Origin of the sequence: Bacillus sp. KICET-3, assembly GCF_033261025.1 — a bacterium.
Taxonomy (GTDB): Bacteria; Bacillota; Bacilli; order Bacillales; family Bacillaceae; genus Bacillus; species Bacillus sonorensis.
This window is the reverse complement of the sequence record NZ_CP137345.1, coordinates 3,632,952-3,646,794: the sequence shown is the minus strand read 5'-3', so window position 1 is coordinate 3,646,794 and position 13,843 is coordinate 3,632,952. Positions and strand designations below refer to the sequence as shown.

16 protein-coding genes are annotated in these 13,843 nt (G+C 43.3%); 7 read left to right on the top strand and 9 right to left on the bottom strand.

All coding sequences use genetic code 11. The features are described from left to right. Window positions 1–247: 247 nt before the first annotated feature. The 6 genes from degQ to R5H20_RS18670 all read left to right on the top strand — a co-directional run bounded on the left by degQ (window position 248) and on the right by R5H20_RS18670 (window position 5,091). Window positions 248–388 carry a degradation enzyme regulation protein DegQ gene (degQ, locus tag R5H20_RS18695; RefSeq protein WP_003184860.1) on the top strand — a complete coding sequence of 47 codons (141 nt, stop codon included), beginning with the start codon at window positions 248–250 and terminating at the stop codon, window positions 386–388. A 188-nt stretch (window positions 389–576) separates the two neighbouring features. Further along, window positions 577–1,476, top strand: coding sequence for a polyprenyl synthetase family protein (locus tag R5H20_RS18690; protein ID WP_006638896.1), 900 nt, complete (start codon window positions 577–579; stop codon window positions 1,474–1,476). After that, entirely contained in the window at window positions 1,460–1,633 is a 174-nt protein-coding gene (comX, locus tag R5H20_RS18685) for a competence pheromone ComX (RefSeq protein ID WP_006638895.1), read from the top strand. Before R5H20_RS18690 ends, comX begins: the two co-directional genes overlap by 17 nt. Before the next feature lie 14 nt (window positions 1,634–1,647). Then, a complete protein-coding gene (locus R5H20_RS18680; RefSeq protein WP_006638894.1) occupies window positions 1,648–3,960 on the top strand; it encodes an ATP-binding protein in 2,313 nt (770 codons plus the stop codon). Window positions 3,961–4,041: 81 nt separating this feature from the next. After that, on the top strand, window positions 4,042–4,680 hold the full coding sequence (locus R5H20_RS18675) for a two-component system response regulator ComA (RefSeq protein ID WP_006638893.1): 639 nt from the start codon (window positions 4,042–4,044) through the stop codon (window positions 4,678–4,680). An 18-nt stretch (window positions 4,681–4,698) separates the two neighbouring features. Then, window positions 4,699–5,091 carry a hotdog fold thioesterase gene (locus R5H20_RS18670; protein ID WP_006638892.1) on the top strand — a complete coding sequence of 131 codons (393 nt, stop codon included), beginning with the start codon at window positions 4,699–4,701 and terminating at the stop codon, window positions 5,089–5,091. A 39-nt stretch (window positions 5,092–5,130) separates the two neighbouring features. On the opposite strand, the gene mnhG is transcribed toward R5H20_RS18670, so the two are convergent. Genes mnhG through R5H20_RS18635 form a run of 7 tightly spaced genes read right to left on the bottom strand, consistent with a single transcriptional unit; the run spans window position 5,131 to window position 10,897 of the window. After that, window positions 5,131–5,505, bottom strand: coding sequence for a monovalent cation/H(+) antiporter subunit G (mnhG, locus tag R5H20_RS18665; protein WP_006638891.1), 375 nt, complete (start codon window positions 5,503–5,505; stop codon window positions 5,131–5,133). Next, on the bottom strand, window positions 5,489–5,773 hold the full coding sequence (locus R5H20_RS18660; RefSeq protein ID WP_006638890.1) for a Na(+)/H(+) antiporter subunit F1: 285 nt from the start codon (window positions 5,771–5,773) through the stop codon (window positions 5,489–5,491). The genes mnhG and R5H20_RS18660 overlap by 17 nt, the downstream gene beginning before the upstream one ends. Next, a complete protein-coding gene (locus R5H20_RS18655; RefSeq protein ID WP_006638889.1) occupies window positions 5,773–6,249 on the bottom strand; it encodes a Na+/H+ antiporter subunit E in 477 nt (158 codons plus the stop codon). Before R5H20_RS18655 ends, R5H20_RS18660 begins: the two co-directional genes overlap by 1 nt. Before the next feature lie 5 nt (window positions 6,250–6,254). Beyond that, window positions 6,255–7,733, bottom strand: a complete 1,479-nt coding sequence (locus tag R5H20_RS18650) for a Na+/H+ antiporter subunit D (protein WP_006638888.1) — start codon at window positions 7,731–7,733, stop codon at window positions 6,255–6,257. Beyond that, window positions 7,726–8,067, bottom strand: a complete 342-nt coding sequence (locus R5H20_RS18645) for a Na(+)/H(+) antiporter subunit C (protein WP_006638887.1) — start codon at window positions 8,065–8,067, stop codon at window positions 7,726–7,728. The genes R5H20_RS18650 and R5H20_RS18645 overlap by 8 nt, the downstream gene beginning before the upstream one ends. Next, window positions 8,067–8,498, bottom strand: a complete 432-nt coding sequence (locus R5H20_RS18640; protein WP_006638886.1) for a Na(+)/H(+) antiporter subunit B — start codon at window positions 8,496–8,498, stop codon at window positions 8,067–8,069. Before R5H20_RS18640 ends, R5H20_RS18645 begins: the two co-directional genes overlap by 1 nt. Further along, window positions 8,495–10,897: a Na+/H+ antiporter subunit A gene (locus tag R5H20_RS18635; RefSeq protein ID WP_006638885.1), complete on the bottom strand. Its 2,403-nt coding sequence runs from the start codon at window positions 10,895–10,897 to the stop codon at window positions 8,495–8,497. Before R5H20_RS18635 ends, R5H20_RS18640 begins: the two co-directional genes overlap by 4 nt. A gap of 237 nt (window positions 10,898–11,134) precedes the next feature. Between R5H20_RS18635 and R5H20_RS18630 the strand changes: the two genes are divergently transcribed. Further along, window positions 11,135–11,368: a hypothetical protein gene (locus R5H20_RS18630; protein WP_006638884.1), complete on the top strand. Its 234-nt coding sequence runs from the start codon at window positions 11,135–11,137 to the stop codon at window positions 11,366–11,368. 58 nt (window positions 11,369–11,426) lie between these two features. Here the strand turns inward: R5H20_RS18630 and R5H20_RS18625 are convergent, their stop codons facing one another. Together R5H20_RS18625 and R5H20_RS18620 are read right to left on the bottom strand one after the other, a co-directional pair. Continuing rightward, complete coding sequence (locus tag R5H20_RS18625) at window positions 11,427–12,773, bottom strand: 2-hydroxycarboxylate transporter family protein (RefSeq protein WP_006638883.1); 1,347 nt, start codon at window positions 12,771–12,773, stop codon at window positions 11,427–11,429. A 271-nt stretch (window positions 12,774–13,044) separates the two neighbouring features. After that, a complete protein-coding gene (locus R5H20_RS18620) occupies window positions 13,045–13,833 on the bottom strand; it encodes a phosphatidylserine decarboxylase (protein ID WP_006638882.1) in 789 nt (262 codons plus the stop codon). Window positions 13,834–13,843: the final 10 nt, after the last annotated feature.

Genomic DNA, 13,843 nt, shown 5'->3' with positions numbered 1-13,843 from the left:
GTTACATTTTTGTTTCAAAATAAAGATATTTTTTTTACATTCAATTAGGATTTGAGAACTATTGTACAATCATGTAGAATGGGTTTTATGGTCTATGGAAAGTTTGCGGTTTAACGCATGAATGTTTAGTCATCTTTTCGGTGAAAAAGTGGCCAGATGCCTTTAAACTTGAATTAACAGATCAAATACCTATGACTCGTTCACTATACACAAATTTGATTGATCTTCCAAAAGGAGTGTGGAATCAGTGGAAAAGCAACAAATTGAAGAGTTAAAGCAATTACTCTGGCGGCTTGAAAATGAAATCAGAGAAACAAAGGACTCCTTGCGCAAGATTAACAAAAGCATCGATCAGTACGACAAGTACACATATTTAAAAACCTCTTAAAAAAGGACTTGTTTTAGACAAGTCCTTTTTTTTTTGACTACAAACCAAAAAAAGGATAAATTATTATATAATTGTTAAAATGAAAAAATGCTCTGTCAATCAGGAATTTGTTTTAGTAAAATATTAAGGAAGGAGGGAGCGTCATCTCTAAGCTTTTCAGTCTAGATCAACATAAAATCAAGCAAAAAATGAATCATTTTATAGACGATGAAATTCCCAACAGCGACTTAAATCAGACTTTACATTCTTTTGTTGATGCAAAAGACCATCTGAATTTCAGTGAGCTTGTTTTTTGTCATTACAACTGTTTTGGCGGCACAGATACCGAAGCGGCGGAAACTCTTGCAGCCGGGATTGAACTGCTGATTCTTTCTTTTGATATATTCGATGATTTGGAGGATGAAGACAGTCCTGACCAGCCCTGGATGAAAATGGACCGCTCGGTCGCTTTGAATGCAGCGACAGCTCTTTACACCCTCGGTATCAAAGTGATCAGCTCTGTTTCCAATGACCCTGAGTTTTTACATAAATTAATGGAATATACACTGCAATCGATGCAGGGGCAGCATGCTGATCTAAAAAACCAGCCTGCCACTGAAGAAGAGTGTCTCGACATGATCAAGCGCAAATCGGGCTCCCTGACGGCTCTTCCGTGCGTGTTAGGTACGATGCTGGCCACGGGCGAATTCAATCCGACGGTCGAAGAATACGCCTGCCAGCTGGGAATTGCAGAGCAGATCGAAAATGATTATAAAGCCCTTTTTTATGATTCAAAAAGCGACATCGCCAAAAAGAAGCGTACACTCGCATACTTATATTTGACACGAAAATTTAATCAGGCCTCAATTGATTTGTTAAATATATTTGAAGATGAGGATAAATTTGCCGATATAGAAATAAAATGCTATAAGGAAAAATTAAAGGCAGCAGGTGTCACTCAGTATATGTATGTCATGAACCAGCTAGCTATTCAGAAATTTAAAAAGAGTATTGCTGAGCTGAAGCTGGAGAAGATGGAAAAAAAACGTTTGACTGCCTTGCTTTTAAATGAATTTAATCGAGGAGAGTCTAATGCAAGAGATTGTTAGTTTTTTAGTTCAGCATCCTGAAGTTTTGGAGCAGGTTATAGCTGGGAAAGCAAGTCTTTTAGGTGTTGATCAAGATCAAGTTTTAAGTTTGATTGAAGGTTTTAAAAGAATTGACGCCGGATGGGGTCCCGCTCCTAAATTATGGATGTTTGATTAAATAGGGGTTTTTATATGAAATCGATATATAATAAGCTGTCTGTAATTTTAATTTTGTGGAGCTTTATATTTGTTATATACGTTTGTTACATTACCATTAATAATAATTTGGTTGGTTTAAAAGTAACGAACATAAATGAACACAGTCTTAAAGTTGTGGAAGTTGAAAAACATTCTTTAGCAGGCACTTATGCAGAATTAAAAAAAGGAGATATCATTCATAAAATTAATGGCGGTCCAGTCCCGGTAAAAAAGGATAAGGAGTATACGCTGTCCAATGTTTTAACCTTAACAATTGAAAGAGACGGCAAAATATATGAGAATGATTCTCTGGATTATTTGAATTTAGTCAGCTATGACAGCTTTTTTATATTTATTATTCCAATAATATTTTATTTTTTAAGTTTAGTTTGCGCATTTTTTATTTTAAAAGCAAATAAATCCAAAAATCTATTTTCAGCACTATTATTGATCATTTTTCTTCTTGTTGTTTCTATAGCATATGTTAGTGCAGGAACAGTTGCGAGAGGGGATAAGTTAAGCCGGTTTGTTAATATACTTACTTTTTTAAGTGTTCCAACCAGCTATTTGCATTTTATTTATCAATATTTTAAAGAACTAGGAAAGAAATTATTTAGCAGAAAAGTTTTCTTTCTATATTTAATTCCGTTTATAAATGTTCTAATAGAAATAGGGTCGTATTTGAGCGATTTTGGAAACGATTATGTTAGAAGCATAAATTTATTGTCATTTTTCGTTGCAGCAATTATTGTATTTACATTAATTGTCTATTCTTTAGTTAAATACAAGTATTCTCAACAATCTTACTTATTGAAGATTCTAATGTTGACAAATTTTATTGCATTGGTGCCGTTTTTATTTTTTTATGTACTTCCTATGCTATTTTTAGGTGATTATATTTTTTCAGCAATTGTAGTGTCGCCGTTCCTTTTACTTATTCCGCTTTCCCTGGTTTATCAATTTATGTCAAATAAGATTTATGATATTGAATTTCTTATTGGTCGGCTTAAATATTATAGCTTTTTAGCTATCATACCGACATCAATTATTATCACCATTTTAGGCTTACTGAAACATCAAGAAGGAGAATTTTATACAATAAAGATCACTGTATTCACTTATCTTATTATGCTTGGCGTCTTTTATTTAAAAGAAATCATCGACTTCCGCTTTCGTTTAAAGAGATTTTCAGAGAAGTTTAACTATCAAGACAGCATCTTTAAATTTACGCAAATGATCCGGACATTTACGTCTTTGAATCAAGTCCTATTAGAATTGAAGCAAGCGATACTGGATGTGCTGACTGTCAGCCAAGCACATGTATTGAAAGTGAAAAACGACGGAACGATTTCTTTGCTGGAAGGAGAGACGGAAGATTACCCTTGGATTCCATATGAAAAAGAAGTCTCCAAGGTCATCGCCGAAATCGGCAAAATCATCGAAGTCGACCGCGGGTTTTTGATTAAGATCGGTGAACGGGGCGGGACGTCTTATGTCATGCTGTGTCTGTCAATGCTAAATACGCCCAGGCTCACCCGCGATGAAATTTCCTGGCTTGAGACGCTGGCGTTTTATACGAGTGTTTCCTTGGAAAACGTGTTGAAAATCGGCGAGCTGATGGAGCATCTTGAGAATGTGAAAAAGGAAGGGCCGAATCCGGCTTGGCTGAATAAGCTGATGTTTGCGATTGAGGAGAAGCAGAGATCTGATTTGGCAAGGGATTTACACGATTCGGTGCTTCAGGATATGATTTCTTTGAAGCATCAAAGCGAGATGTTTCTTGCCGATTTTGAAAAGGATAAAGTCTGTACCTCTCAAATACAGCAAAGGCTGATCAATATGAATGAACAAATGTCAAATGTGATTCAGACGACGAGGGAAACGTGCCAGGAGCTCCGGCCGCAGCTGCTGTATGATCTAGGCCTTGTTAAGGCGCTCTCCAAACTGGTGGCGCAGCATCAGGAATCCTCATCGATCCGCATTCGTTTAAACACGGAAAGGTTTTCAAAAGTGCTGGATCTTGATACACAGCTGAATTTGTACAGAATCGTGCAGGAGCTGTTGAACAATGCGGTTAAACATTCAAAGGCGCACGAGATTCTGATTATGCTCGTTTGCATTAAAGAAAAGGTCGTCCTTCATTATGAGGATGACGGTGTCGGCTTTGATCAGGACAAGCTTTATCAGAACAAAACAGGCATGGGGCTGTCGGGCATCCGTGAGCGGGTCCGCGCATTGGACGGCAATCTTGAAATTAAAACAGCTGAGGGAAAAGGATTCAGGGTCATTATTGAAATGGAATTGTAATGTTTAGTAAAGGGATTTTGCTTGGCATCTGCCAAGTTTTTTCTATAAAATGGTGTTAGGGAACGGAAAAGGGAGGAAGTTATGAGAAGATTACTTGTGATCGATGATCATCCGGCTGTCATGGAGGGGACGAAGGCAATTCTTGAGACGAACCAGGATTTTCTTGTGGATTGCCTCAGCCCGGAAGCCAGCGAACAATTTCTGACTAAACATGATTTTTCTGCGTATGACCTGATCTTAATGGATTTGAATCTGGGTGAAATCAACGGAATGGACCTCTCTAAGAAAATCCTTGAGACCTGTTCATCATGCAAAATTATTGTGTACACCGGATACGAAGTTGAGGATTATTTTGAGGAAGCGATCCGGTCCGGCATGCATGGTGCGATTAGCAAAACAGAGTCGAAAGAAAAGATTATTGAATACATATATCAAGTATTGGATAACAAAATTGTCGTTGACTATGATTACTTGAAGGATCTGATCACCCAGCAAAAAACGAAATCAAACAGCCAAGAGACCCAGCATGATGTATTGACCGAGAGAGAACGCCTGATTTTAAAAGAAGTTGAAAAAGGCTATACGAATCAGGAGATTGCCGATGCGCTGCATCTGAGCAAGCGTTCGATCGAATACAGTCTGACGTCCGTATTTAATAAACTGAATGTCGGTTCACGTACGGAAGCCGTTTTGATTGCAAAATCTGAAGGCGTGCTTTGAGCAGAAGGGGGAGATAGGATGAAGACGAAAGATACGCTTCTTGAGGCATTGGGCATAGAAGTGACGGAATGCAATAAAGAACGGTGCGTCGCCGTCATGCCTGTTGATGAAAGGACGCGCCAGCCGTTCGGTTTTCTCCATGGCGGTGCCTCTGTCGCATTGGCGGAAACGGTCGCCAGCATCGGAGCATACCAGCATATTGATCCAAAACAGCAGGCATGCTTTGGACTTGAGATCAATGCCAATCATATTAAGTCCGTCAAGGAAGGCACTGTCAAAGCAGTCGCAACCCCGTTTCATATCGGTAAAAGCACGATGGTATTCCATATTGAAATCCGGGATGAACAAGACCGCCTCATCTGCATTTCGCGCTGCACCATGGCTGTCGTGCGGAATTCCTCCTCATCATAAATCTTCCATAAAAAACTCGCCTCAACGGGCGAGTTTTCTTTATAAATAAGAGTCATCTTTCTTTTTGATGACGAAATTTCGATATCCTTCATAGTCATCCTGGACGGTTTTTTCTTCCATTTTCACCCCTGTATTGTAGGCGGCTCTGGCGATTAAATGGGCGCCTACGGGAGACGTCAGGAAGACAAAGACGATCCCGAGAAGGATCTTTGCCGTAATGATTCCGTGCAGAAACCAGAAGTAAAAGAATGCGCCGAGCAGAACGCTGATAATGCCCAATGTCGCCCCTTTTGACGCGGCATGGATTCGCGAATAGACATCAGGGAGCCTTAATGTCCCAAATGACGCGGCAAGGGATATAAGCGCGCCCACAAGAATGAGGACAGCAATGATCAATTTAGCGGCTGCGATCATTTTCAATAATCTCTCCTTTCTCAAGGAATTTTGAAAATGCAACGGTTCCGATAAATGCTAAAATGCCGATCAGCAAAATGACCTCTAAAAAAGCGGATGTATTCAAAAGAATCGAGACGAGAGCCGTAATACCGATCAGATTGATGCCGATCGCATCAAGCGCCACCACTCTGTCAGGGATGCTCGGTCCTTTGATGACCCTGAGAACGTACAGAAAAGTGGAGACCGCCAAAATGCCGAGCGACAGCTGGAGAATGAATTCAAACATCAGCGGCTTACCTCCTTAATGGCTTCTTCAAATGAATGGCGGATGTCGTTGATGGCTTTTTCGGCATCGTCTATATCGACCGCATGAATATAAAGGATGGAACGGTCGTCTGAAATATCGACGACTAATGTGCCCGGCGTCAACGTAATCAGATTCGCCAGAGCCGTAATTTCCCAGTCCGCTTTTAGGTCTGTTTTAAAAGCGAAGATCCCGGGCTTATTTTTCAGCTTTGGTGAGAGGATCGTTTTTAAAACGCTAATATTGGCGAGCAGCAGCTCTTTTATGAAAATAAACAGCAGCATGATAATCGCCCAAATGTTGATGACATAAAAACGGCGGTGAAAAAAGCGCCTCATTAAAAAGAGCGAGAATAATCCGAGCGCGTACCCGATAATAAAGCCGACAATGGTAGGATCATTGTTCAAAAACATCCAGCATAATGCAAGAATAAAGTTCAATAATATTTGTAGTGCCATGCGATCTACTCCTTCAAAACGGCTTCAATGTATTTTTCAGGGTGAATCAGCGTATCTGTTGCCTGGTGAAAGTACGGAGCGACAAACTCGGTGCCGATCCCGATGGCGAGCGACAGGAAAAGCAGGATCGCTGCCGGATACATGAAGCCTTTTACCGATCTGTTTGGCGGGGCATCCTTCCATTCATCTCCCCAAAATCCGTTGATAAAAATTTTCATGACCGAATATAAGACAAGCAGACTGGATAAAAGCATCAGCATGGTGATGACGAATTCTCCGCTCGTAAAGCCGCCTTCCGCAATTTTCAGCTTTCCTATAAAACCGCTGAAGGGCGGGATTCCGGCCAGGGAAACGGCTGAGATCATGAACATCCAGCCAAGGGCGGGATGGGTTTTGATGAAGCCGCTCATTTTTTTCAGGTTGTTCGTTCCGGCCAGTGTAAATAGCGCCCCCCCAAGCATAAACATGGCCCCTTTGATGATCATGTCGTGAACCAGATAATAGACAGAGCCTTCAATGGAAGCGGGGGTATTTGCGGCGAAGCCGAACAGGATGACGCCGACCGCTGTCACAATATTGTAAATGATGATTTTTTGGACGTCCCAATAGGCGATTGAGCCGATAACCCCGAATATGATTGTGAGAGCCGCGAGCCAGACCATCAGCTGGTGGGTATAGGCGGCGTCTTGTGTGAAAATCAGCGTAAACACACGGGTGATCGCGTACAATCCGACCTTTGTGAGGAGCGCCCCGAACAAAGCGGAGATTGCCGCAGGCGGTGCATAATAAGACCCGGGCATCCAAAAATAAAGCGGGAAGATGCCGCCTTTCAGCCCGAAGACAATGAGAAACAGCACGGCGATGACGGTGATCAGTCCGGTATGCCCTGATTCGCTGATCCGGACGCTGAGATCCGCCATGTTTAAGGTGCCCGTCACGGCGTATAAATAGCCGACTCCGATTACGAATAAAGCTGAAGAAATAATATTAAAGACGATATATTTCAATGATTCTCTCAGCTGAATCTTCGTGCCGCCAATGACAATCAAAACATATGAAGCCATTAACAGAACCTCGAAGAATACAAACAGGTTGAACAGATCGCCCGTTAAAAATGCGCCGCTTACTCCCGCCAGCAGGAACTGGACAGCAGGATAGTAAAAGAAGCGCTCCCGCTTTTCCCCGATTGAACGAAACGAATACAGCACCGTCATGAATCCGATAATCGCCGTTGTTAAAGCGAGAAGGCTGGCGAATTGATCGGCGACAAGAATGATCCCGAACGGGGGCTTCCAGCCGCCGAGGTAAAGGGTTTGGATCCCGTCTGTAAACACGGTCTTCACGAGCACGGCCGCCGCGGCCACGGCTGCAATGGAAGATATGGCACTGAATACGCGCATCAGCTTGATCGATTTATTCATAAATATAAGCAAAACTGCGGCCAATAAAGGAATCAATATCGGCAAGATTACGAGATTATTCATGTTGATCATTTCCCCTCATTTGATCCATATCATCCATTTTCAGCTCCTGATAGGCGCGGAAGGCCATGACCAAAAGAAACGATGTGACACCGAAGGCGATAACGATCGCTGTCAGAATAAGAGCCTGCGGAAGCGGATCGACATAGGCCGAAGTGCCATCTTGTAAAATCGGCGGCGCCCCTTTTTTTAACCCTCCCATCGTTAATAAAAGGAGATGGACGCCATGGCTGAGAACAGCCGTTCCGATGATCACCCTCAGAAGGCTTTTTGACAGCATTAAATAAGTCGCCGCCATGAACAAAATTCCTACAATAAAAGACATTAAAATCTCCATTATTCTCTCTCTCCAATCGTCTGAATAATGGTCATGGTCACACCGACCACCACTAGATATACACCGGTATCAAACAGCACCGCAGTGGCAAGCTCCGTTTTCCCGAGCAATGGAAGCTGAAAATAGCCGAAAGCGTGCGAGAGAAACTGAGTGCCGAACAAAAATGAACCGATGCCTGTACAGACGGATACCAGCAAGCCCGTCCCGGCCACATAAATAAAGTTGACGGGCAGGATGTTTTTCACCGTTTTCAAATCATAGGCAAGCAGCAGAAGCACGAATGAAGACGAGGTCATCAAACCGGCGATAAAGCCGCCGCCCGGCTGGTTATGACCGGCTAAAAAAATGTGGAATGAAAAGAGCAAAATGATAAAACTGGTGACCTTTGTAACAGTCTGCAAAATCACATCGTTCGTCTGTTGTTTTTTCATTGCTCTTCTCCCCCCTTTTCCATTCTGAGCTTGATCATGCCGTAAATCCCAAGGGAAGCAATGGTAAGCACGGTAATTTCAAACAATGTATCAAATCCCCTGAAATCGACCAGCACTACGTTGACGATATTGTGGCCGCCGGCAAGCTTATAGCTGTTTTCAATAAAGTAGGATGAGATGCTTTCAAGGGAACGCTGGCTGTTTGAAGCCAAGGCCAGCAGCGTCACGACGGCTCCCACGCCGATCGAAACGAGCGCATTGGTGATTCTGAACTTTTTCGTTTTCGGTTTGAATCTGAGCTTCGGCAAATGGTAGAAGCACAGAAGGAACAGCGCCACAGAAATCGTTTCGATGATAAGCTGTGTCAGCGCCAGATCGGGCGCCCTGAATATTACAAAGAATAAGGCGAGCGTATAGCCGATGACACCAAGTGAGATAATCGCCGTCAGCCTTGATCTGGCAAACACCGTCGTAAAGGTGGCGGCGATCATAACCGCTGACAGAACGAGCTCATAAACGCCGATTGAAGCGTTCCCTTTCACGCTATAGGAAAAGCTGCCTGTAATCACAAGCGAACCGCCGACTGCGATAATAAAAAATACAAAAACATATACGAGATAATCCCGAAGGAATCCTGTCATGTATGTCCGCGTCACTTTGTTTGAGCCTTTTTCAAGCCCGTACAGGGAACGGTCATACAATCTGTTCAGCGTCAATGTTTCAGGGAACAGGCCGTAGACCTTTTTCCATCTGCCAAGGGTGACATAAGCGAGAACACCGAGCGCGACAACTCCGAGCGTCATGTAGAGCTCAGGCGACAAACCGTGCCACATTGAAATCTCAACCTTGAATTTTTGATCATTGTCCAAAAGGCTCGGCATAATCGAAGCCGCCGCCGGCTCAATGATGCTATAAGACAGAATGTTCGGGAAAAAGAAAAAAATCACCACGAGAGACACGAGAATAATCGGCGAAATCAGCATGCCGAGCGGAGCTTCATGCGCTTTTTTCTCAAGTTTTTCTGGCTGATATTTTCCGCCGAATGTTTGAAACAGCAAAACCATGCAATAAATAAATGTGAACACGCTGCCCGTCCATGCCAGAACAGGGAACAAAAAGCCCCACGTATCCGCATTGAACAGGTTGAAATCAGTGATTCTGATCATGCTCGTAAAAAACATTTCTTTACTTAGAAATCCGTTAAACGGCGGCAATCCCGCCATTGAAAAAGCGCCGATCAGCGAAATTGTAAACGTAATCGGCATGACTGTCATTAAACCGCCAAGCTTGCGGATATCCCGCGTACCAGTTTCATGGTCGATGATTCCGACTGCCATGAAAAGGCTGCCTTTAAAGGTGGCATGGTTGATCAGATGAAAAATGGCGGCAATAACCGCGACCAGATAATATTCAAAATGATGAAAATGCAAAGCCGCCGAGCCGACGCCGAGCATCGACATGATCATTCCCAGCTGGCTGACGGTGGAGAATGCGAGAATCGCTTTTAAATCAGTCTGTTTGACAGCGTTGAACGAACCCCAGAACAGCGTCACAATCCCCGTCAGAGAAACGATCCAAAACCACTCGCCTGAAAAAGCGAAGATTGGAGTGAATCTTGCGACCAAATAGATCCCCGCTTTGACCATCGTCGCGGAATGCAAGTAAGCGCTGACCGGGGTCGGTGCTTCCATCGCATCCGGAAGCCAGATGTAAAAAGGAAATTGAGCCGATTTTGTAAAGGCTCCGATTAAAATCAGCACGAGAGCCGGAAGGAAAAAGCCGTTGGATGAGATCAGATCAACCTGGCTGATCATTTCCCTGATGCTGAATGAACCCGTGATGATATAAAGCAGGATGAATCCTCCAAGCAGCGAAAGACCGCCGAAAATCGTAATCAGCATCGACTTTGTCGCGCCATATCGCGATTTTTCCCGCTTGTGCCAATAGCCGATGAGCAGAAAAGAGGATATGCTGGTCAATTCCCAAAATAAATAAAGTACAATGACGTTATCAACGAGAACGACACCGAGCATCGCTCCCATAAACATGAGCAGGTAAACGTAAAAAGAGCCGAGCTGCTCCCTTTCTTTGGATAGATAATAAATGCTGTACAGAACAACCAAAGATCCAATCCCCGTGATCAGCAGGGCAAACAGGAGTCCCAGGCCGTCAACATAGGCGGTGAAATTAATGCCGAAAGACGGGATCCATTCCAGTACGGCTTTTAATGTTCCGCCATGTGCCGTCATGCCGATCATACGGAAGAAATAAATAAATAATAAAACCGGAAGAATCAGAACAAACCAACCCGTATGGATCTTTCGGACATATTTCGCCAATAGCGGAATAAAGAAGGCGAGTACAAAAGGCGATAATATTGCAATATGTAAAGACGTCATCATGAACCTCCCTTTAGTAGCTTGTATAAATACATTTTGTTCCATACTAAAATTTTCAAACGTAATGTACTTTTTTAGAACCGGTGACCTAGACAAATTATAACTCAAATTTTAATCGGCTGCATGATCACAAGCCATCAGGTTTTATGCGGTCTTATGAACCTGAAATAATTTTAACAAAAAAGAAGGCATAATGGAAAGTTTTTTTGATCAAGCTGAAAACTGAGGTGATAAAAGATGAGAACAAAAGCTTTTGTCAGCTTCAGTTTATTTTGTTCGCTTTTTGCGGGAGCGTTTTTGATCGACAGGGACATGACCCGGGAAAACGCCCCGGGTACGGGGGCGGATAAAGAGCGCCAATACAGAGGCGACTACATTCCTTTTGAGGCGGGCAGCGGGAATCAGTCTTTGGAGAAAAAAGAAAGCGCCCCCTTTAAATCGAGGGAATATATCAGAGTAGAGAAGCGCTGAAAACAAAAAAGGAATCCGATCGTATAGATCAGACTCCTTTTTGTTTTTTTATACGCTTTTATGACGTGAAAAATCTCAACAAAATCGTTGCCATAATGACGGTTGCTGCTCCGCCGAGGCGCGTTGAAATCTGGGCAAACGGCATAAGCCCCATTCTGCCTGAAGCCGAAAGGATGGCGACATCCCCTGTTCCCCCAAGTCCGCTGTGACAGCCTGTGACAATAGCTGATTCAACCGGGTACATGTTCATTAATTTTCCGACAAAATAACCTGAGGCTACCATTGCAACGACGACTGAAGCACAGACGATAACGAAGCGCAGTGAGATCACGGATGCCACGTCATCAAGCGGAATATAAAGAATGCCCAATCCGACCATCAGCGGCCATGTAAAGCTGGAGGACATAAATTTGTACAGCTGGTGTGCGCCTTTTTCCATGCTGGCCGGCAGGAGCTTCGCATACTTCACTGCAGCCGCGGCAATGATCATTAAGATCGCTCCGGGGATCGCGATGAATTTTGAAACAAGGCCGCCGAAAATGAAGAACGAACAAGCGATCAGAACGCCGGCGCCCATTAATTTCAAATCAATTTTAGGCTCTTCTTCTTTTTGGTTGAAAATCTCATCGTCTTTTTTCGATTTGACAAGCCGTCCGTTTCCATTTAGCTCAGGACGTTTTTCACCAAGCTTTTTCATCAGTCCGGCGGAAATAATCGCCACGACGTTTCCGATGATCGCCGCTGGAATAAGCTGTGAAACAAAGACATCGGTAGATTGGCCCAGAATATGCGAATAAGCGAGAGACAGCGGCAAGATTCCTTCGCCGATGCCGCCGGCAATGATCGGTACGATAATAAAGAAGAATGATTCATAAGGGCTGTAGCCAAGCAGTAAACCAACGAGAATCCCGGCAGAGACAGCGGCGATGGTACCGGCCAAAAGCGGCACGAACATTCTCATAAAGCCTTGAATCAAAATCGTGCGGTGCATGCCCAAAATGCTTCCTGCCACTAAGCAAGCGATATAAAAATAAAGAAAGTTCGATGTTTTCATCAATGTTGTAACCGCATCCAAAGAAGTCGGATTCAGCACATTATAAAAGACTAAAAACGAAGGGACGAACAATGAAAGAATCGCAGGTCCGCCGATATCTTTCAATATTGGAATCCGCTGGCCGATATCTCCGAGGAAGATGCCCAAAATCATAATGATGGCAAAGCCGCCGAGCATATCGTTTGGCAGCTGGTTAAAATAAGCTGATAGAAAAATAATGATCGACAAAGCAATATAAAGCGGAAACGGAATAACCCCGATCTTCCAGCTGATCAATTTTTGAAATGCGTTTTTATGTTTTGTTTGATCATCATGTTTTGTAACCGGTTTCAATTCTTTTGCTGCTTCCATGAAAAACACCCCCATATTTGTATGGTTTTAATTTTAGAAGAAAAGTGACATTTTTGTGTATTTTTAAATTAAAATAACTAATAGTTAATTAAATTAAAGAGAAAAAAGGCCTTGTAGGAAAGCGCTGTCCTTTGAGGATGTTTTATTTATGGGTATTTTAGGCTAGTTTGAAAGCCTTTTCGAAGCAGGGAACGTTTTTTGGTTATTTAAATAGAGGTGTTTTTTGAACCGGCAGCTTAAAAAAACGCCCCCGGATTCGGGGGAGGCGGGCCTATTTTGGATTTGTCAGTGATCCCAAAACCTCCCCCATTTTCACTTTCAGTGAAGAGCGGAGGCTGCCGGCCGGGATAAAGGTGCCTTTTTCAAAAAGCAAAATAACGGTCGAACCGAAAGAAAAATAGGCGATTTCTTCGCCTTGGCGCCATTCCTTCGCCTCTTGCAGCATGACGATGGAATTGATGTACATCGCTCCGACTTTTACCAGCAGTGCAGATCCATATTGATGTTTGAATTCCGAAATCATCCGGTAGTTTTTCGTCAACGGCGATTTGCCGTATGTCAAACCTATGCGGTTGACAGGATAGGAGGTGCTCCCAAGCGAATATTGCCGTTGAAGCGTGCCGTTCGCGGGGCTGTGAATTCTGTGGTAATCCTGCGGGCTTAAATAGATGATAATATAGGTTCCGCCCAAATACCGGTTTACCACTTCATCACTGCCGATCATTTCTTCGATTGAATAAGGTTTGTTCTTGACGAAAAAGCGTTTATCGGAGGTGATCGCTCCCATTTCTTCAATCACCCCGTCCACAGGGCTTATCAGGCAGTCAGGAGCTGAAGGAAGCGGACGGACCCCGTCTTTTAGTTTTCTGATGAAGAGCTCGTGCAAACTGTTAAAAGAACGGGCATCCTCAAGCATTTCTTCCGTGTTGATCCGGAAAGCCTGAATATAAGGGCGGATGAGCGGTTTGCTGAGCTTTGACTGAGCAAACTTTTTCAATGCCTGGGATATGCCTTTTTTATTTGTCAATTCAATCAAACACCGGTAAAGCCGCTTTTTCAAGCTGTTCACT